The sequence below is a fragment of the Paenibacillus thiaminolyticus genome (assembly GCF_003591545.1).
Lineage (GTDB): Bacteria > Bacillota > Bacilli > Paenibacillales > Paenibacillaceae > Paenibacillus_B > Paenibacillus_B thiaminolyticus_A.
In genome coordinates this window covers 199,183-219,021 of sequence record NZ_QYZD01000006.1, presented here as the reverse complement: position 1 = coordinate 219,021, position 19,839 = coordinate 199,183, and the positions used below count along the sequence as shown (strand labels likewise).

At 54.6% G+C, this 19,839-nt stretch carries 17 protein-coding genes; 2 read left to right on the top strand and 15 right to left on the bottom strand.

Annotation, left to right across the window (positions count from 1 at the left end):
- Positions 1–48 precede the first annotated feature (48 nt).
- The 7 genes from hutU to pdhA form a co-directional block, all read right to left on the bottom strand.
- Positions 49–1,713 carry a urocanate hydratase gene (gene hutU / locus DQX05_RS10025; protein ID WP_119793148.1) on the bottom strand — a complete coding sequence of 555 codons (1,665 nt, stop codon included), beginning with the start codon at positions 1,711–1,713 and terminating at the stop codon, positions 49–51.
- A gap of 152 nt (positions 1,714–1,865) precedes the next feature.
- Entirely contained in the window at positions 1,866–2,342 is a 477-nt protein-coding gene (gene hutP / locus DQX05_RS10020; RefSeq protein ID WP_119793146.1) for a hut operon transcriptional regulator HutP, read from the bottom strand.
- 125 nt (positions 2,343–2,467) lie between these two features.
- A complete protein-coding gene (gene hutH / locus DQX05_RS10015) occupies positions 2,468–4,021 on the bottom strand; it encodes a histidine ammonia-lyase (protein ID WP_119793144.1) in 1,554 nt (517 codons plus the stop codon).
- Positions 4,022–4,435: 414 nt separating this feature from the next.
- Positions 4,436–5,854: a dihydrolipoyl dehydrogenase gene (gene lpdA / locus DQX05_RS10010; protein ID WP_119793142.1), complete on the bottom strand. Its 1,419-nt coding sequence runs from the start codon at positions 5,852–5,854 to the stop codon at positions 4,436–4,438.
- 6 nt (positions 5,855–5,860) lie between these two features.
- Positions 5,861–7,138: a dihydrolipoamide acetyltransferase family protein gene (locus DQX05_RS10005; protein ID WP_119793141.1), complete on the bottom strand. Its 1,278-nt coding sequence runs from the start codon at positions 7,136–7,138 to the stop codon at positions 5,861–5,863.
- A 35-nt stretch (positions 7,139–7,173) separates the two neighbouring features.
- Positions 7,174–8,151: an alpha-ketoacid dehydrogenase subunit beta gene (locus tag DQX05_RS10000; protein WP_119793139.1), complete on the bottom strand. Its 978-nt coding sequence runs from the start codon at positions 8,149–8,151 to the stop codon at positions 7,174–7,176.
- Positions 8,152–8,274: 123 nt separating this feature from the next.
- Positions 8,275–9,342, bottom strand: a complete 1,068-nt coding sequence (gene pdhA, locus DQX05_RS09995) for a pyruvate dehydrogenase (acetyl-transferring) E1 component subunit alpha (protein ID WP_119793137.1) — start codon at positions 9,340–9,342, stop codon at positions 8,275–8,277.
- 345 nt (positions 9,343–9,687) lie between these two features.
- Here pdhA and DQX05_RS09990 point away from each other — a divergent pair, with 345 nt between their 5' ends.
- Positions 9,688–10,416: an alpha/beta hydrolase gene (locus DQX05_RS09990; RefSeq protein ID WP_119793135.1), complete on the top strand. Its 729-nt coding sequence runs from the start codon at positions 9,688–9,690 to the stop codon at positions 10,414–10,416.
- 66 nt (positions 10,417–10,482) lie between these two features.
- Here the strand turns inward: DQX05_RS09990 and DQX05_RS09985 are convergent, their stop codons facing one another.
- On the bottom strand, positions 10,483–10,980 hold the full coding sequence (locus DQX05_RS09985; RefSeq protein ID WP_119793133.1) for a low molecular weight protein-tyrosine-phosphatase: 498 nt from the start codon (positions 10,978–10,980) through the stop codon (positions 10,483–10,485).
- Between the two features lie 203 nt (positions 10,981–11,183).
- Here DQX05_RS09985 and DQX05_RS09980 point away from each other — a divergent pair, with 203 nt between their 5' ends.
- A complete protein-coding gene (locus DQX05_RS09980) occupies positions 11,184–11,846 on the top strand; it encodes a thiamine diphosphokinase (protein WP_119793131.1) in 663 nt (220 codons plus the stop codon).
- Positions 11,847–11,976: 130 nt separating this feature from the next.
- Here DQX05_RS09980 and chrA read toward each other — a convergent pair whose 3' ends face one another.
- From chrA to DQX05_RS09945, 7 genes are all read right to left on the bottom strand, one after another.
- Positions 11,977–13,245 carry a chromate efflux transporter gene (chrA, locus tag DQX05_RS09975; RefSeq protein WP_259391887.1) on the bottom strand — a complete coding sequence of 423 codons (1,269 nt, stop codon included), beginning with the start codon at positions 13,243–13,245 and terminating at the stop codon, positions 11,977–11,979.
- 70 nt (positions 13,246–13,315) lie between these two features.
- Complete coding sequence (locus DQX05_RS09970; protein WP_119793129.1) at positions 13,316–14,338, bottom strand: hypothetical protein; 1,023 nt, start codon at positions 14,336–14,338, stop codon at positions 13,316–13,318.
- Complete coding sequence (locus DQX05_RS09965; protein WP_119793127.1) at positions 14,325–14,879, bottom strand: hypothetical protein; 555 nt, start codon at positions 14,877–14,879, stop codon at positions 14,325–14,327. The genes DQX05_RS09970 and DQX05_RS09965 overlap by 14 nt, the downstream gene beginning before the upstream one ends.
- Positions 14,880–14,896: 17 nt before the next feature.
- Positions 14,897–15,280: an enoyl-CoA hydratase gene (locus DQX05_RS09960; RefSeq protein ID WP_119793125.1), complete on the bottom strand. Its 384-nt coding sequence runs from the start codon at positions 15,278–15,280 to the stop codon at positions 14,897–14,899.
- Between the two features lie 104 nt (positions 15,281–15,384).
- Complete coding sequence (locus DQX05_RS09955; protein WP_119793124.1) at positions 15,385–15,858, bottom strand: ABC transporter permease; 474 nt, start codon at positions 15,856–15,858, stop codon at positions 15,385–15,387.
- An 89-nt stretch (positions 15,859–15,947) separates the two neighbouring features.
- Positions 15,948–17,960: a GTPase SAR1 gene (locus DQX05_RS09950; RefSeq protein ID WP_119793123.1), complete on the bottom strand. Its 2,013-nt coding sequence runs from the start codon at positions 17,958–17,960 to the stop codon at positions 15,948–15,950.
- The gene (locus DQX05_RS09945) at positions 17,950–19,836 is read right to left on the bottom strand and encodes an ATPase, T2SS/T4P/T4SS family (protein WP_119793121.1); all 1,887 of its coding nucleotides are present in this window, start codon (positions 19,834–19,836) and stop codon (positions 17,950–17,952) included. The genes DQX05_RS09950 and DQX05_RS09945 overlap by 11 nt, the downstream gene beginning before the upstream one ends.
- Positions 19,837–19,839: the final 3 nt, after the last annotated feature.

The following is a 19,839-nucleotide window of genomic DNA, read 5'->3' as shown; positions in this document are numbered from 1 at the left end:
CCCCCTCTCGAAGGCAGCAAGCCCGGCCGGTCTTGCTGCGCATCATTGTTATATGCCAAGCATCGGCACGCGGACTCCGCAATTCTTCGCCGTCTTAATCGCAAGATCATAACCGGCGTCGGCATGACGGATAATGCCCATGCCCGGGTCTGTATTCAAGACGCGGGACAGCTTCTCATCCGCTTCTGCTGAACCATCTGCGACGATGACCATGCCCGCATGCAGGGAATATCCCATGCCTACGCCGCCGCCGTGGTGGACAGACACCCAGCTCGCACCCGAAGCCGTATTCACCAGCGCGTTCAATATCGCCCAGTCGGCGACCACATCGCTGCCGTCCTTCATGGACTCCGTCTCCCGGTTAGGCGATGCGACGGATCCGCAGTCCAGATGATCGCGGCCAATGACGATCGGGGCAGAAATATCTCCATTGCGCACCATCTCGTTGATAGCCAAGCCCATCATGGCCCGTTCCCCATAGCCCAACCAGCAAATGCGCGCAGGCAGGCCCTGGAACGCGACCTTCTCCCTGGCCATCTTGATCCAGTTGCACAGATGGGTATTTTGCGGGAACAGCTTCAATACAAGCTCATCCGTCTTATAAATATCATCCGGATTGCCGGACAGCGCCGCCCAGCGGAACGGCCCCTTCCCCTCGCAGAAGAGGGGGCGAATATAAGCCGGAACGAAGCCAGGGAATTGAAATGCTTCAGTCACCCCTTCATCGAAGGCCACTTGGCGGATATTATTGCCGTAATCGAATACAATCGCTCCCATTTTCTGAAGATCGAGCATCGCCTGGACATGGGCGGCCATCGATTTTTTGGACAGCTTCACATATTGCGCCGGATCGGCCGCACGCAGTTCGGCAGCCGCTTCCAGTGAATAGCCTGCCGGAACATAGCCGTTAAGCGGATCATGGGCCGACGTCTGATCCGTGACGAAATCGGGTCTGATCCCCCGCCGCGCCATTTCCGGGAACACCTCCGCCGCATTGCCCACCAGGCCGATCGAGAGGGCTCTTCCCTCCGCCTGCGCATCAGCCGCCAGCTTCAACGCTTCACCAAGATCGTGAACCATGATATCGCAGTATTTCGTATCGATTCTTCGCTGGATCCGGGACGGATCGACCTCCACTCCAATCATGACGCCGTCGTTCATCGTGACGGCGAGCGGCTGGGCTCCTCCCATGCCGCCGAGGCCCGCCGTTAACGTCAGCGTTCCTCTCAGGGTGCCTCCATTATGCTGGCGGGCCGCCTCGGCGAAGGTCTCATACGTTCCTTGCAAAATGCCCTGCGTCCCGATATAAATCCAGCTTCCGGCCGTCATTTGCCCGTACATCATCAGTCCCTGCTTATCAAGCTCGTGGAATGTATCCCAATTGGCATAGGCAGGCACGATAACCGAATTGGAGATGAGAACCCGCGGCGCGTGCGTGTGTGTCCGGAACACGCCGACCGGCTTGCCGGATTGCACAAGCAGCGTTTCATCCGCTTCCAGGTTCGTGAGACATTCCACGATTTTGTCGAAGCATTCCCAGTTCCGCGCCGCCTTGCCGATGCCGCCATATACGACCAGATCTTCCGGACGCTCGGCCACATCGGGATCCAGATTATTCATAAGCATCCGCAGGACCGCCTCCTGCTGCCAGCCTTTCGCAGTCAATTCCGTTCCATGTGCCGCCCTGATGATACGTTTGGTAGGTTGCTTCACAAATAGCCACTCCTTTGTGATAGATTCGACAAACAATATCAAAGCCCGCTTTCCATCTTTTCAAAACATCTCTCTAAAGAAGAGCGTATGACACTAGCCCAGCTTGCGCGCAAAGCAGCATGACATGAAGGAGTATCGCAAGATGAGCTGCCTTAAATATGGTTGTACCCGAACCCGAGCACATCGTGCTCGAATCCTTTTTTAGGGGCGCCAATCGTGCCGTATACGCAGACGTTTAACCATTCCTCGGAATATCCTGATATTTCGACTATCCCTCTCGTAATGCAGAAGGTTAGCCCTACGGTCCGCAAAATATCTCCGAATTGGACCGTCCCTCTTCCAATCCCCTGCAGCGCTTCGATGATGGCATGGTATAAAGAATGAACCTCCCGATAAGAGTTCGGATCAATCACCTTGTTCGCTTTGGCGCTCGTTTCAATCGCCGTCACGACTTTGACCAATTCCATCGCGCCGACCTTGCCGATCGTATACCGGTATCCTCTTTTTCTCATCTCCTCCTCAATTTCCGCGCCCGCTTCTTCGTTATGCAGCATGACCAAAAGCGAAGTCAGCTTGCCCATCGTATAATTGCCGCAGTCGAACCGCTTTCCTTCATCCCGGTTACTCATTGCCAACCTCCTTTCTTGCACAGCAATCCCATGTTTTGAAAAAATGATATACAGCCAGGGATACAGCATAGTACAGCCAAAGCGAGACAGAAAGCAGTGCTGTATAGCCTTGATACCATGTCCGCCTAACGAAGCTTGATTACATCCGCAATGCTCGCGGCGGCATCAGTCTGCCTCATCCACTCCGCCACCTTGTGAAAATCATCCGCAAGCACGCGATCCGTCTCCACGGCCGGGACAAGCCTGCGGCATTGGTCATAGAGCCATTTCGTCCCCAGCCCAAGCCCCCGCGGGTCGCGGAAATCAGCCGCTTGCGCCCCGCACAGCAGCTCAATGGCGAGCACCGCGTAAGCGTTCTCAATGATCTGCTTCGCTTTTCGGGCGGCGATGGTTCCCATGCTGACATGATCCTCCTGATTGCCCGAAGATGGAATAGAATCGACGCTTGCCGGATGAGCCAGCGCCTTATTCTCGGACACGACGGACGCGGCTGCGTACTGCGCAATCATGAAGCCGGATTCAAGCCCCCCATTACTCGTAAGAAAAGGCGGAAGCTGCTCATTCAAATGAGGGTTGACGAGCCTTTCGATCCGCCGTTCGGCAATGTTGGCCAGCTCCGCTGCGCTGACGGACAGATGGTCCATCGCCAGCGCAATCGGCTGCCCATGGAAATTCCCGCCCGAGATCACTCGTCCCTCATCCACAAAAATTAGAGGATTATCGGTCGCCGAATTGATTTCAATTTCCAGCTTGCCGGCAATATAGGCCAACGCATCCCGGCTTGCCCCATGGACCTGCGGCGCGCAGCGCAAGGAATAGGCATCCTGCACCCTCCGCTCCCCTTGACTCGTCATTAACTTGCTTCCAGAGGTTAGCCGGATTATATTTTCGGCGGATTGGCGCTGTCCTTGATGCGGGCGAATGAGGTGGGTCAACGGATCGAAGGCGTCCCGGACGGCGAACAGCGCTTCACAAGTCAATGCAAGCGTGCAATCGGCCCAGTTCGCCAGATTCATGGCATCGTAACAGGCCAACGCGCCTACGGCCGTCATCGCCTGCGTCCCGTTGATAAGGGCTAATCCCTCTTTCGCCTCCAGCGTTACGGGAACGAGACCGGCAAGCTGCATGGCCTGGCCGCCCGGCATTCGTCTGCCCTGATAATAAGCTTCTCCCTCACCGACCAGCACGAGCGCCAAATGGGACAACGGCGCCAAATCGCCGCTTGCGCCGAGCGAGCCTTTTTCCGGGATGACAGGCGTTACCCCCTGATTCAGCATGCCGACCATCAATTGGACCACTTCCGGACGGATGCCGGAGTAGCCAAGCGCAAGCGCATTGACACGCAGCAGCATAATCGCTCGCGCGATCTCGATCGAGAACGGGCCACCGATCCCGCACGCATGGCTTCGGATGAGATTCAACTGCAGCGCCTTGACATCTTCGCCGGAAATATACGTATCGCAAAACTTCCCGAAGCCGGTTGTCAAGCCGTACACCACTTTTTTCTCGCGCAGCAATGTTTCCACATAAGCCCTGCTCTTCTCCATGCTGCGGATGCTCTCTTCGCGCAGCTCCACCTTCGCATCGAAGCGAGCAACCTGAACGACCTGCCCAATCGTTAATGTTCCGCCGCCAACGAACACGGCGTGATGATCTTCCTTAAATTCCGTTATCTCCATATCCGCACCTGCTTTACTATAAATAGTAGTTTCGGTAACGGCTTCTAATGACTATTCGCTAAAGGCCATTGCTTCATCCTATTCTTTCACTCGTTCCCGCCAACTCAAATATACACGTGAACTACCTCTATAAAACAAAAAGAATGCAGTTCGATAAGGAAACCGAGTACTTCCCTCATTCAAAGCTACATTCTGTTCACTAATGACTATATTGAGCTTACATTTAATTTACAACGTTGGAGAAGGTTAGTCAATAACGAGTTATGGAGCTAGGAGAAGTGCATTCAGCCATATAATAAAAAGATCCCCCGCAGCATCACGCTGCGAGGGCACAAAGCAAATCAATATCGAAAAGAACCGTAACAGAAAGATAACAGAACGCTCCTGGAGCAGGAGTACTGCATGATTAAAACATTACTTCGCTACTGTGTGGATCGGATGTCCAAGCACGACTTCCGCAGCTTCCATCACGATTTCGCCAAGCGTTGGGTGAGCATGGATCGTCAGCGACAGGTCTTCCAGCGTTGCCGCCATTTCCACAGCCAAGCCCATTTCCGCGATCAGGTTGGACGCTTCCGCGCCGACGATTTGGGAACCGAGCACGACGCCGGTATCCGCGTCAGCTACGATTTTGACGAAGCCTTCCGCGTTGCCGCCGAGGGACAGTGCGCGTCCGTTCGCCGCATATGGGAACTTGCCTGCTTTGACGTTGTGGCCTTTTTCCTTCGCTTCCGCTTCAGACAAGCCTACGCTTGCACATTCCGGATCAGTGAAGCATACGGCAGGGATGCACTTGTAGTCAACGACACTTGGCATGCCCGCGATGGCTTCCGCCGCAACCTTGCCTTCGTAAGAAGCTTTATGCGCCAGAGCTGGACCGGCAACGATATCGCCAATTGCGAAGATGTGCGGAATGCTTGTGCGTCCTTGGTGGTCGACTTCGACCAGGCCGCGGTCAGTCATTTTGACGCCGATCATATCGAGACCAAGCTCGCCATCGGTGTTCGGACGGCGGCCAACCGTTACGAGCAGGTATTCTGCAGTAACTTCTTTGGTTTCGCCTTTGACCGTGAACTTCACGGTAACGTCTTTATCCGTTTGCGTAGCGCTCTCCGCTTTCGCGCCCGTGAAGATTTCCACATTGGATTTCTTCATGTTTTTCGCGACAAGCTGCGTCATATCTTTATCGAAGCCTGGCAGCACCATATCTGCGCCCTCGATAATCGTTACTTTCGTGCCGAACTTGGAGTACATTTGGCCAAGCTCTGCGCCGATGTAGCCGCCGCCGATGACGATCATCGACTTCGGAATGTCTTGGAGCTCGAGAGCTTCCGTCGAAGACAGAATGCGTCCGCCGAACGGGAAAGCCTTCAATTCGATTGGACGGGAGCCGGTTGCGATGATGCAGTTCTTGAATTTGTAGCGCGGCGCTTCTTGGTCGTTGAATACGCGCGCTTCATTTTCGTTGATGAACATGCACTCGCCGTTGAATACTTGCACTTTGTTCGCCTTCAGCAGCGCGCCAACGCCGCCGGTCAGCTTCTTCACGACGCCGCCCTTGAATTCTTGCACTTTTTTGAAGTCAACTTTTACATTTTCAGCCGTGATGCCGATAGCGGAAGCATGCTGAGTCACTTCATATTGATGCGCTGCGCTGATCAATGCTTTGGAAGGAATACAGCCGCGGTTCAGACATACGCCGCCGACAGTCGATTTATCTACGATAAGCACGCTTTGGCCGAGTTGGGCAGCGCGAATCGCTGCTACATAACCGCCCGGGCCTGCTCCAATAACCAGAGTATCAATGTTCAAAGATGCGTCTCCTACTACCATGTCCGGTTACACCTCCATGACAAGCAGCTCTGGATTAGCAAGCAGCTGCTTGATATAGTTCATAAAGTTTTGTGCCGTTGCGCCGTCGATGAGACGGTGGTCGAAGCTGAGAGACAAGGCCATTACTGGCGCTGCCACGATTTCGCCGTTCTTCACGACAGGCTTTTCCGTAATGCGGCCGGTACCCAAAATCGCAACTTCAGGGAAGTTGATAATTGGAGTGAAGAACATGCCGCCTGCGGATCCGATGTTCGTAATCGTGATCGTGCTGCCTTTCAATTCGTTCGGGCCAAGCTTGCCTTCGCGTCCGCGGGCAGCCAGATCCTTGATGCTGTCGGCGATCATCCAGATGCTGCGGCGATCCGCATCATTGATAACCGGAACGATCAGACCGTTGTCTGTATCTGTAGCGATACCAATGTTGTAGTACTTTTTGTACACAATCTCGTTGTTCGCTTCGTCGATCATCGCGTTCATAGCCGGGAATTGACGGCAAGCCGCAACCAGCGCTTTGACGATGAACGGGAGGTATGTTACTTTCGTGCCTTTCTTCTCCATCATTGGCTTCAAGCGGGTACGGAATGCAACCAGCTCCGCAACGTCCACTTCGTCCATGATGGTAACATGCGGCGCGGTATAAGCCGATTTGACCATCGCATTGGAGATGGCTTTGCGGATGCCCTTGAATGGCACGCGCTCTTCTTCGGCTTCGCGTCCTGTAGCTGCTGCTGGAGCGGCAGGTGCTGCTTTGGCTTCGGCAGCGGCTTGCGGCGCTTCTGCCTTCGCGACAGGCGCTCCGCCATTGGCGAATGCTTCAACATCTTCGCGCGTAATTTTGCCGTTCTTGCCGGTTGGAGGAACTTCGCCGATGTTCACGCCCAATTCGCGCGCCAGCTTGCGCACGCTTGGCGTAGCCAGCACTTCATGGTTAGGCGCTGCCGCAGTTCCTTCCGCTTTTGGAGCTTCCGCTGCAGGTGCAGGTGCTGCTGCTGCCGGTTCTTCCTTAGCCTCTTCGGCCGGTTCCGCTTGTTCCGGGATATCCCCTTCGGCGTCGATGATAGCCACGACTTCGCCCATATGGCATACTTGGCCATCCTTCGCCAGCACTTCAAGCACCGTACCGTTTACCGGACAAGGCACTTCAACGACAGCTTTATCATTTTGAACTTCCATGATGATGTCGTCATCGGTAACCTTGTCACCCGGTTTGATGTGCATTTTAATAATTTCGCCTTCATGCAGCCCTTCCCCCAGCTCTGGGAAGCGATATTCAAATTTAGCCACAAGAACAACCTCCTTCAAATCTGTTCGGTTCTAACTTAGAAGTCCAATACTTTTTTGGCGCCAGCTACGATGCGGGCAGGCGTTGGCAGCCAAGTGTCCTCGATTTGGGCAAACGGATATACCGTGTCCGGACCGGTTATGCGCAGCACTGGCGCTTCCAGATGAAGAATCGCCTTTTCATTGATTTGGGCAATAACTTCTGCAGCGACACCGGAAGTTTTTTGCGCCTCTTGAACAATGATTGCGCGGTTCGTCTTCTTGATCGAAGCGACGATTGTATCGATATCCAAAGGAACCAACGAGCGCAGATCGATGACTTCCGCTTGAATGCCTTCCTTCTCCAGTTCAGCGGCCGCTTTCATCGCCGTATGAACCATCAAGCCGTAAGCGATGATCGTAACGTCCTTGCCTTCGCGGACGATTTTTGCTTCGCCGAGCGGAACAGTATAGTCTTCTTCAGGCACCTCTTCGCGGTAAGCATGGTATAGGTTCAAGTGCTCCATGAAGAACACTGGGTCATTGTCGCGGATCGCCGAGATGAGCAATCCTTTCGCATCATATGGATTCGAAGGAATAACTACTTTAATGCCCGGCGTCTGTACGAGCAAGCCTTCCAGCGAGTCCGTATGCAGTTCTGCCGCTTTTACCCCGCCGCCGAACGGCGTACGGAATACGATTGGCGCGTTGTAGCGTCCGCCGGAGCGGTAGCGCATGCGCGCTGCTTGAACACAGATTTGGTCAAGAGCTTCATAGATGAAGCCGACGAACTGGATTTCCGCGATAGGGCGGAAGCCTTGGATGCCGAGACCGACAGCCATCCCGCCGATTGCGGACTCTGCCAGCGGCGTATCGAAGACACGCTCATCGCCAAACTCTTTTTGCAGACCTTCCGTCGCACGGAACACGCCGCCGACATGGCCGACGTCTTCCCCAAATACCAACACGTTCGGATCCCGCTTCAATTCCACGCGCATTGCGTCGCGAATCGCTTCTTTCATATTCATTTGTGCCATTGCATCGTATCCTCCTTACGTTATCACACAGCCTGATTCGGTCTGGTTCGCATTCTCATGCGATGCTGACTTCTATCGATAACCGGATGTCTTCTCTGCTACCCGGTTCATTCATTCTGCTATTTATTGAAAATCGGCTTTTTGCTCTTCCAAATATTTCGGCGTCGTCTCGAACATACTGTCGATCAGACCAGCAACCGTCATTTTTTCGGTTTTTTCCGCACGCTTGATTTCTTCGTTCACTTTCGCTTTCGCTTCATCTTTCACGCGGGCTGTATCTTCTTCGGTCCACAGTCCCTTTTTCTCCAAATATTTGCCGAAGCGTACGATCGGATCTTTGATTGCCCATTCCGCTTCTTCGTCTTTCGTGCGGTATTTGGTCGTATCGTCGGCCATGGAGTGAGGACGGAAACGGTACGTCAACGACTCGATCAGCGTTGCGCCTTCTCCCTTGCGTCCGCGTTCTGCCGCGATTTGAACCGCCTTGATAACTGCGAGCACGTCCATGCCGTCAACCTGCATGCCGTGAATGCCCGCTGCTACCGCTTTATGAGCGATCGATTTGGCTGCCGTTTGCTTCGTGAACGGCGTTGTAATTGCATAACCGTTGTTCTGTACAAAGAAAATAACCGGCAGGCTGTACGCACCCGCGAAGTTAAGGCCTTCATAGAAGTCGCCTTCGGACGATCCACCGTCACCAGTGTACGTAATGGCCACGTTCGGTTGTTTTTTCAGCTTGAAGCCTTTTGCAATTCCCATCGCGTGCAGGATTTGCGCGCCGATGATGATTTGCGGCATCAATACGTTGACGCCTTCCGGAATTTGCCCGCCATGCTGATGTCCGCGGGAATAGAGGAATGCTTGGTACAATGGCAATCCATGCCATACGATTTGCGGCATGTCTCGATATGCCGGCACAACGAAGTCTTCCTTCACAAGCGGGTATACGCTGCCTACCATAGAAGCTTCTTGACCGGATACCGGCGCATAGAAGCCGAGGCGGCCTTGGCGGCCCAAGTTGATGGCACGCTCGTCCCATGTCCGCGTGAACACCATGCGGTACATGATTTCCTTCAATTGTTCGTCGGTAAGTTCCGGCATGAGATCCGGGTTCACGATTTCTCCTTCTGGAGACAAGACGGACAATGGCTGAACATCTTCCGTCTGAACTTCAAATGGATACTTGCTCATTGTTTTCACCTCAATAAAAGTTTGAAGATTTTGTTTAGCTGTTATAGAATGATTATACACCTGTTTCACTCAATTGGTCAAAAGAAAACGCGAAAAAAGTGAACATTTTGTTTTAGTGTTGTTATAACAGGGCTAATTTTAGACTATAACAGGCTGTTACAAAATTGTGAACTTAAGCACAAAGCGGTCCCCTTCCAAAAGGGGTGTGATGTCTGTTTCCTCAACGAGCGGATCGCTGTCATTTCTACTTCAAGTTCAAACTACCTTTAGATAGAAGTACATTTTGGCCAATCAGAGATATTATTCACCAATAAAAGCTAAATTTTGCACAAGGCGGTGTAAATGATGTCCGATTCATCCATTCTCAAACGAACGATCCACAAGCATGTCATTCCAAGCAGCCTGCTGAGCGCAGATCGACATGTTCGCGTCTACCTGCCGCCAGGCTATCAAGAGATGCTGAGCTATCCGGTCGTCTACTGCCAGGATGGCGAAGATTTCTTCAACTTCGGCCGCATCGCGACCTATGCGAACAAACTCATTATTGAAGAGGATATGGAGCCCTTCATCATCGTCGGCGTAGACGTGGACAAAAAAATACGTACATCTGAATATTCCCCGGACGGGGAACGTTTTGAATCATATACCCGCGCGTTCGTCGAAGAGATTGTTCCCTTCATCGAGCAGCATTATCCGGTACGGACCGACTGGACCGAGACCGTCTTGGCGGGCGACTCGCTGGGCGGCACCGTATCTCTTCATCTGGCGCTTCGCTATCCCGAACGCTTCCGCCAGGTCATCTCGTTGTCAGGTGCGTACTATCCTTACTCGCAAGAGCTGATTGCCCGAGAAACGGACTTGTCCTGGCTGCACTTGTTCATGATCGTCGGACTGCAGGAGACCGCTTTCAAGACGGATCAGGGCGTGTTCGATTTTGTTGCCTTGAACCGGTCAGCGAAGCAGCTTCTCGAGGACAGAGGCGCCCATATCCAGTACAGCGAGCATGACGGCCAGCATCAGTGGGGCTTCTGGCAGCAGCATATCCCGGACGCGCTCCGCTTTTTCCTTGAATAGTCCCCTATGTCTGTATCGTCAAAAAAGAACAGCTAAAAAAGTAGTGGCATACTGTAGGGTATGTCACTACTTTTCTGTCGATTTGCCATGATCCAGGCCCTGCTCCTGAACGATCTTGTCCAACAGCTGGATGCAGCCTGCCTGAATCAGCCGGTATACTTCGTCAAAATTGCCGGTATAGTACGGATCAGGCACGTCTTCAGCCTGCTCCTCCGGAAGCAGCGTCATAAAGCGCATCACCTGAGCTTGTCTTGCTTCCGCCCCTTCCCATGCCAATACATTTTGTTCATTGCTTCTGTCCATGCATACAATATATGTAAAATCATTGAAATCTCCAGGTCTTACTTGTCTACCCAGCATGCCTTCATATGAAATGCGGCGTTCATCCAGTATCGTTCGCGTGCCTTGGTGGGGCGGCTTGCCAATATGCCAATCTCCCGTACCTGCGGAATCGACGGTAATCGCGTGTTCCAGGCCCGCTTGCTTCACTTCATGTCGAAATATCGCCTCTGCCATCGGTGAACGGCAAATGTTGCCGAGACAGACGAACAATACGTTCACCACTGCGGTACACCTCCTTTCAGCCTCAGGTGGGTTAGGGGCTCTTCACCTGTAAATATACCTATCTCGACAAGAAATAACAAGCCCGTGTTCCAAGAAGGCGGGTTAAGGATTGGTCTCTGGGCGGCGATCGGATATACTTAGAACGCACACATCTATAATTCGGGACTTTCCGCGTGAGAAGGTCTCATAAAGGAAGGATAGTCATGTACATAGCCCCTCCTGTTCCCCGCCCCCGGCATGTCGTTATTTGCGCCGGCGGCATGCTCGATGCCTCCCTGCTCTCCGTATGCAATGAAGCGGATGTCGTTATCGGCGCAGATCGGGGCGCATTGGCATTGGCCAGTCATGGAATCTGCCCGGACGTGGCGATTGGGGATTTCGATTCCGTCACAGAGGACGAACGGAACCAAATACGAAGCTGCAGCAAGCATTATCAAGATTTTGACGCAATCGACAAAGATTACACCGACACCGAGCTGGCCTTCCATACGGCGCTCTCATGGAGGCCCGCCCAGATTACGCTGTTAGGCGCAACCGGCACAAGATTGGATCATACGCTTGGCAATATCCATCTGCTGCGGGTCGGACTTGACCAAGGCATCCAGTGCCAAATCGTTGACGCCCACAATATTATCCGGCTGACCAATTCCGAGCTGACTCTGCCGCAGCAGCCCTACCCTTATATATCGCTGCTCCCGCTCAGCATGACCGTTACCGGCATTACGCTCAAGGGCTTCGCTTATCCTCTGGTAGATGCCACGCTGCATATCGGGCAATCGCTCGCGATCAGCAACCAGTTCGCCGCCGAGGAAGGAACCGTCACCATTCGGGACGGCTACCTGCTCGTCATCTGCAGCTGCGACTAAGCGGGAACAAGCATTCAGTGATGCCGGCTGGCACGTCCTCACTTAGAGGAGACAACCGCATGCCCTCGCAAGCCGATACTGGGACGGCAGCCGGTCGGGAAATACAGGCCGCTGCCGTCCCTTGATGCACCTATAGCAGGACCGCGCCGCATAAGGCCGACACGAGCACGACCGACCATGGCGGGAGCTTCCATGCCATCAGCAGCAGAGAGCCGATCAGGACAATCACAAAGTGGGCCGGCCCCTGTACGGAAGTCGTCCATACCGGCTGGTACAGCGCCGCCAGCAAGAGCCCGACCACGGCGGCATTGATCCCGCCAAGGGCGGCCCTTACGCCGTTCCATGTCCGTAGCCGTTCGGCGAAGGGCAGCGCTGCCGCGAGAAGCAAATATCCGGGCAGGAAGATGAAGACGAGCGCCACGATGCCATAAAGTGCACCAAGCCAGCCCGGCGCCAGCGAGGCGCCGACGAAGCCCGCGAAGGTGAACAGCGGGCCTGGAACGGCCTGTGCGGCTCCGTATCCTGCCAGCAAGGCGGACTCGTCCATGATGCCGCTCCCGCTCAACTCCTCCGCCAGCAGCGGAAGCATCACATGACCGCCCCCGAACACGAGCGAGCCGGTGCGGAACATCATGTCCGCCAACTTGGTGGCCGGGCCCGGCTGAGCCGCCGCAAGCCACGGAAGCAGGATACAGCCGGCTCCGAACAAGATCAGCATCGTCACCGAGAAGCCAGACGGCAGCACGAGAGCCGACGGTTCGCCGCTTCCCGCCGCTTGCGCCTGTTGCTGGGAAGGCTTGCGCAGCATCAGCCAGCCTGCGGCAGCTGACAGCCCAATGATCGCGAGCTGGCCGTATGTGCCGGGTATTGTTAATGCGCCGATGGACGCGGCCACCGCAATCGTCTTGCGCAACGGGTCCGGTGTCAGCTGCGCCGACATGCCTCGCAAGGCGTGAATAATGACCGGAATCGCCACCAGCTTCAACCCCTGCAGCCAGCCGGGAACTTCCCCGGGCAGCCAGCCGATGCCGAAGGCGAATAATATCAATAGGCAGGCCGATGGGAGAGTAAAGCCGGCCCACGCCGCAATCCCGCCCAGCCAGCCGGCTCGCCTCGTCCCTATCGCCATGCCTAATTGGCTGCTTGAAGGACCGGGCAGCAGTTGGCTCAACGCGTTCATATCCGCGAATTGCTCATCTCTAACCCATCGCAGTCTATCAACATACGTATCCCGGAAATAACCAATATGCGCAGCGGGACCTCCGAACGAGGTGAGCCCCAATTTTAACGCCGTCCAAAACACTTCCCATAGCCGTCCGTGACTTGACATCGCTGCCTCCTGATTCGGTGACATGGTACGCTGCCGCTCCGCTCGATAAGGAATATGGATCGGCAGCAAGACCAGACCTCCGTCTGATTCCTTATTGATATCACGCATAGTACGAACGGCGCAACCGCTTTACAAATATTTAATTTAATATGGCGGTTACGGGCCCGTTCGGACACGGCCGCGGGAAGTATCCTTGTGCCGCAGCCTCCTTCTCGCTGGTGAAGGTCTTCAAGATGGCGTCTCGCTCCCCGCACCAGGAACGGTAATAAATACGGATGCCGTCCCGAATCGCTCCATAGACGACGGGACGCTTGACCAAACGTCCTCCGCCGAAGGCGAAGTTGTTATAGTCGTGCACACCCATCGGAAGCCCTTGAATAAATGCGATAAACCCGATATCATCAACCGTATTGTTCCAATCTTCCTGCCCGACCAATGGAAGTGTAAACGTATACGTGATCCCCAGCTTGCGAGCATGCGTATTGTGAAAATTGATGTAATGGGCCAGATCCGCCTGAAGCGTGTTCACGATCGTCGTCCGTCGCACCTGCTCGAACTGACCGGCATCCGCCAGGAGCGGAATGCGCTGACCCGTTGCTTCATTGACCCGCTCCCGCTTGCCCTCGTACCATCGATCTGTTGTCGCGTCGAACGCATGGACGTAATCATCCAGGGTGAATGACACGCTGTTCCCCAACGCATCCGCATGAGCATACGGCTTCTTAGCATGCCACAACGGCTTGGATTCCAGCTCGCCGTCGCTGTTGCGAATCTCACCGTAAGCATGAATCCAATAGCCGTCATAATCCGTCACGGCGATAACGGGAATATGTCCGAGCAGTACCTGCTGTCCAACTCCATCCCCGGACACATCGAAATTCGTGAACAGCGTCTCGTAAAATTGTTCCAAAGCCCGTTCTTTATTGGCGCGGAAATGTTTGAACGAGTCATAACCCGCCTCATATTGTTGATATTCATTTATGTGAAGCGCAAACGCCGCGTCCTGCACCGCAGCATGGACAGCGCCGTCATACATGCGCGTCAGCTCCAGAACGCCAGCTTGGTCTGCGATCCGCCAATCCTGCAGCAGCATCGCGGGAAAGAAAATGGCAATGAAAAACAGCGCCAGACCGATGAAATAACTGGAATTAATAGTCTTCATTCCGCACCATTCCTCCGTACGGGATGTAGATGCGCGCCATGTCATCAGGAAGCGTGCGGGTCAGGAAGCTGCGAACAAGGGCAGCATTGGTTTCATTCACATTTTTGACGACGACGCGAAAAATATCTCCCGCCTTCAAATAATAGACCCGGTCCGGATCGGTTAGCGGTGCTGATGTGTCCGGGAACAGGACGCGGTTCAAATCATCCGTATAGTAAAAATCATAATACACCTCGAAGCGTGCTTGGAAGGTTCCTGCATCCGCAGGATCCGTATGGATAGGATTATATTTTTTGATACCGTGCTCTATCTCAAGATCGAATACATAGCCGCTTTGCGAGAGCTGCGCGTTCAGGTCATTGATCATGGTCGGCGTAATAAATCCTTTGTCACGAACGGCATCGACAAATCCGGTAACGGACGAATAGGCAAGCGTATAAGCAAGCTGCGCCTGCTGCTGATACGAAGCGCCAAGCGGATACAGGAACATCAAGTAACATGCAATGACTGCGGCGAACAACGTTATGATCCCTTTGGCCACACCGCTCACTCTCCTTCCTATAGCGGATTGAAAATCACCTTCTCCAGGCTGCCGTCGGGATGCCATACCTCCCTCATATGATACAAACCGTACAGCCTGATTCCCGAAGCGTCTATACGGTCCCTGCCCACATCCCGCCCAAATTCCGTCATTCCCACTTGAATCACGGCACCTATCGCGCGAATATGATAGATCGATTGCAGCACGGTAGCTCCTGTGACCGTATAGGTTGCCGGAATTTGCAGCCGGGGCGCGAGATTCGGATCACGTTCTTCGAGAACGCGATCGGCTTCGTCCAGCAGGAGCTTGCGGGCCGTTACCGCATCATGCGAGTTCGATAGCACCGCCATAAAAAGGATAAAGGATACCGAAAGGGATATCATGTGAGCGGCATTTTTCAACTAAAATCTCCCCCCATCCACAGTTCTGGCCCGAAAGAAAGCCATGAAGGACAGGACACAACTTTGAACCAGAGTTCTGGCGGCCTGTTAACTGAATTCTCCACTTACTGCTGCTCGAACACGATGCCGCGTGTCACATTGCTCTGGTCCACGATGACGCGGGCTTTAAATTTTCCGCTCGGATTGACATAGCTTTCCAGCGACTCCAGCGTCGCCAGCTCCAGGCTTTCGTTGCGCTTCGCGCTGGAGATGGTCCCGTTGTCAAGCACATCTGATCCGTAGTAGGTCCCTTCCACAATTCCATTCGACTTGTTTTTGCCTGTGATGACACGAACGCCGAACTGATCCTGCTTATAAAATTTGCGGATGGCGTTCACGACCTGAGAACCGCTTACCGTTGTGTTGTCATAGACCGTGAACGATGCTTTGCTGAGCTCTGTCTGTATAGACGAGAACTCATTTTGTGCCGTCTTCGTCGCCTCTTGAGCGCTGACGAACAGCAGTACGACAATCGTTATCAACGCAATGGTCAAAAAGATTCCCGCCGCTACCTTCAGCGCGGATTGAGCATTATTCATGGCAAATCACCTTCTCCTTTTCCCGGTTTTTGTTCTATTGGGTTCTGATTGGCATGTCTGACTCGGATAGGCCGCTTACAGAGTGGAAGCTACAACTGACGAATTTGCTCAAAAGACGAGCGCATTTGCTCCGCGCTCATCCAGACGAGCGGTATGACCAAGTAGAGAAAGACGAGCGCATACATCGGTGCGAATCCGAACCATTGTCCCCATACCGCTTTGGCATCGATGCTCTTCTCATAATGCTGTTTGATCATTTCCTGCTCATAGAGCCAGTCCTGTTCTACGTCATCGAAGGCTTGATGAAGCGGAATCAGATCAAAGGCCAGTTCGATTTTTTCGACGAAGCGGACAAAGTCCGGATAAGGAGCATCCCGCTTCAGCTGCTGCAGGGCCGCCTCCGCCCCGCTCTCCCAATTCATGAGACATGCATGCAGCGGCTTCCTGAAATAAATAGAGCTGCGCCCCATCCAGCCCACGATCTGTTCAGCCGTCATGCGGTCGAAGGCTCTCAGCAGCAAGGTCAGCGACTGGAACTGGCTAATCTCCGTCCTCATGTCGATATGCTGCAGACGGATTCTGACGTGAAGCAGGACGACCGGGCAGGCATAAGCGGCAAGACTCGCAGCAAGGATCATCAGTACCTCCCACCATTGGATCCAGCTCCCTTGCAGCCGATCAGCATAGTTCGCGAAGTAGTTGATTAGCTGCTTGGATTTCCGTTCGCTTGCCACCGAGGGGTGATCCAGAAGTTGTTCCTTCCACGTCTCAAGCGCTTCCTGGGACGGCTGCCCGGCAGTGCTGCCAGCCATGGCCGGTAGCTCCAGCCCGAGCGCCGTCATCTGCCGCTGCAGCTGATTCCACGCCCCGGAAGCGGCTGTCGACTGCAATAGGAACAGCAGACAGACCCCGCAGCACAGCACGACCGCACCCAATGCCCAGCGCCGGGCATAGAATTGATCGACCGGCATGTCGTCGTTCGCCTCTCTCAGCAGCCGCTGAATCCGCCGAATCGATGCGGGAGGTGTGCGGGCCATCAGTCGCCGTACGAGATGCTTGACGGCAGGGCGGATCCAGATTCGGGACTCCCATGTCCACCGGGCTCCCGCCTCGCCCCGGCCTGGCTGCCAATTCAGCTGCAGCAGCAGCCTGTGGCAGATGAAGACCGTGATGAACACCGTCAGCTGAAGCAGCCAGCCGAGCTTGCTCTCGTAAAATTGCTCCATCAACGGGAAATAGGCCTTTGCCCAGCGGGCAAGCGGGTCAGCAAACAACACGGGCATGATCGCGATGGCCTGAAGCCCGCTCAGTAAATATTCCAGCCGGGAGCGCATCGTCAATTCCAGATGCATCTCCCTCACGAGCATCGAGATGCCTTGCAAATAGGAGGACCCTTGCCGCTGAGGCGGATCCCCGTATTCGGCCACGAAGCGCGATAATCCGGCGAACAGCTTGAAGTAACGGTTCGGAGCCGCCTCCTCATACGCGGACAGGGCCGCTTCCGGCTCCTGTTCATCCAACATGTCAAGCATTCGCTTCATATGGCGCTCCAGCATCGGGCGGCTGCCGTCCGCCGCCTCGGCGATCGCTGCGTCGACCATGCGATGGCGGTGATAGGCTTGCCTCACACTGGCGAAGGCCTCCGCCCCGAGCTTCAGCAGCTTACGTTCGGCGCGTTGGACAATCGCATCCCGGTACAGCCCTTCCGCGACGCTCAATACGAGCACGAGCATGAGCCATGACAGCACATCCTGATCGAACGAGAGGAACACGATCGCCGCCAACGCAGCCGTCGCGGTGCTGCCGAGCAAGACAGCTGCCGTCTTCCGGCACAGCAGCCATTCATCATACGAATAGAATAGACTTAGCCGCTGTCGGATTGCGCGGGCCCGGCTCTTCAGCAGCGGCGTATTCACAGCCATCATATAGAACCGCTGCAGCCCTGCATGCCATGCCGCCTTCATATATGCGCCCCAAGATTCACTTCGCTGCGGGTATAGATAAGCTTGTCCCGCTTCCAGCCTTCTGCTGATCCTCCAGAGCAGAACACCAACGGCTAGCGAGACGGCGGCCAGCCCCATCAGCACAGTACTAACCGGCATTCGCCATCCCTCCTTCGTCGGTCAGCCATTTGCGGAATCTCCGCTTGTCCTCGGCCGTCATTTCCCGCTCCATTGCTTCCGCCTGCCGATCGGAGAGCGGATGAACCAAGCAGTACCGGCCTTGCCGGTACTCGACGATATTGCGGTACTCGAACGCGCGCGTGCGGCTAAGCCGACGGTGCAGCTGCTCGGAGGACAGAATGTAGCGCTCCCAGGATACACCTCCGCCCCCGCTCTCCGCGGCCGCCGGCATCACCCCCGGCTCCGGATCCGCCATCGGGATGCACTCCGTTATCCGCTCAATATACCGCTTCCCGTCCGCGTCCCGGGCCAGATGCACATCAAAATGGATCACGCTGCTAACCTGCTGCTCCGCAATCGCTTCGTTGTAGAACATTCCGCTTTTAAGCAGCGAATTGCGAAGCGCGAAAATAAGATCCGGAAATGTTTTGGCATGATGTGTGAAAACGGTGAACAAGCTGGCAACCTGCGCCATTTGAATCATCCAAGCCGCGACCGGATCGGTAGCGACCTCCCCGAGTATATGCACCGTGCCATCCGTTTTCTTCTGCACGTCCAGCCCGGCCTGACCGGAAATGCGCTCGGTCTCCCTGAGCGAGACAATATTCCGGTGCGGGTACAGTCGCCGCAAATGGAGCTCGAACGCCTGCTCCTGCACGCGAAGCGGATAGAACGGGTAGATGGACTGGACTAATGCCATCAACAGCGTCGTCTTCCCCGATCCTTGAGCACCGGTAACAGCCGTCATCCGCGCCCCCTTCATTAAATAAGTAAGCAGAGCGATCGGCAGATCGGCGTTCTTATCCGTAATTAGCTGCGAAAGCGTGACCCGGCTCGTATCAAACTTGCGGATAAAGAAGCACCATGATTCGGCAAAGGGCGGGCGAAGAACGACAACCCGCGAGCCATCCTTCATATGATTGACCCGGTAGCCGTCCGCTTCGGTCAACGGGCCGGGCGATTGATATTTGTAAATGTTGTGGCACACTCTTCGCAGCTCTGCATCGCTGCCGAAGGAAAGAAACGCGAAACGAATCGATTTCCCTTTATAAAAAATCCATACGCTGTCGCAGGCTCGGATCTCCTCTTTGTCCCCCGATTCCGGTTGCACCAAAGCAGCGTGCGGCGTGCCGGCCAACACCTCAGGAACCCCGTTAATGCCGCCGGATACGCCATCAATGCGCATATCACGCATCTCATCAATGACCGAAAACCCTTTATACCGCTGATACAGACGCTGAGCTACAATCCGTATCCGATCGCGGTGCGCGAATTGCAGACACTCCAGCCGAAACGCCACGTCGACATCCCCGCTCATGACGACATAGCCTGATTCGTCCTCCGCAGATGGAGTAACTTTTAATTCATCCCACTTGTATGTCCGTATCAGTTCATCCAATGCTTCGTACCCGTATCGTTGCTTGTATGCATACAGGAGCAAATCGAACTTGTCCTGCACGGTCAGCAGAGCCGGACTGTTGAACGAGATAAGCCGTTCCAGCTCATCTGCCGCAAGCTTGATATGCTGTTCGACAATGTCGACAATCCACTCTTTTATATATTCCTTGGCCGCAGGCTCGCCGTTGTTGCAAGCTTTCAACGCCTTCTTGAGCGCTAGCCGGCGTGCTGTCTCGCGCCGGAACTCCTCTTCATTCGCATGGACATCCATCAGAATGTCAGAGGTCCACGTTATGAAATACTGCTTCACGGCAGCGTCCAGCTTCTCCCATGTCCAATCCTGTGGCTTGCCCGCACTTGCCGTTGCCGCCTTACTTCCCTTACTGCGCAGGCGCAGCCCCAACCCGACAAGCGTGCCCACGCCAATGGCCGCGATGAGAATTCCGTTCCATAACATGCG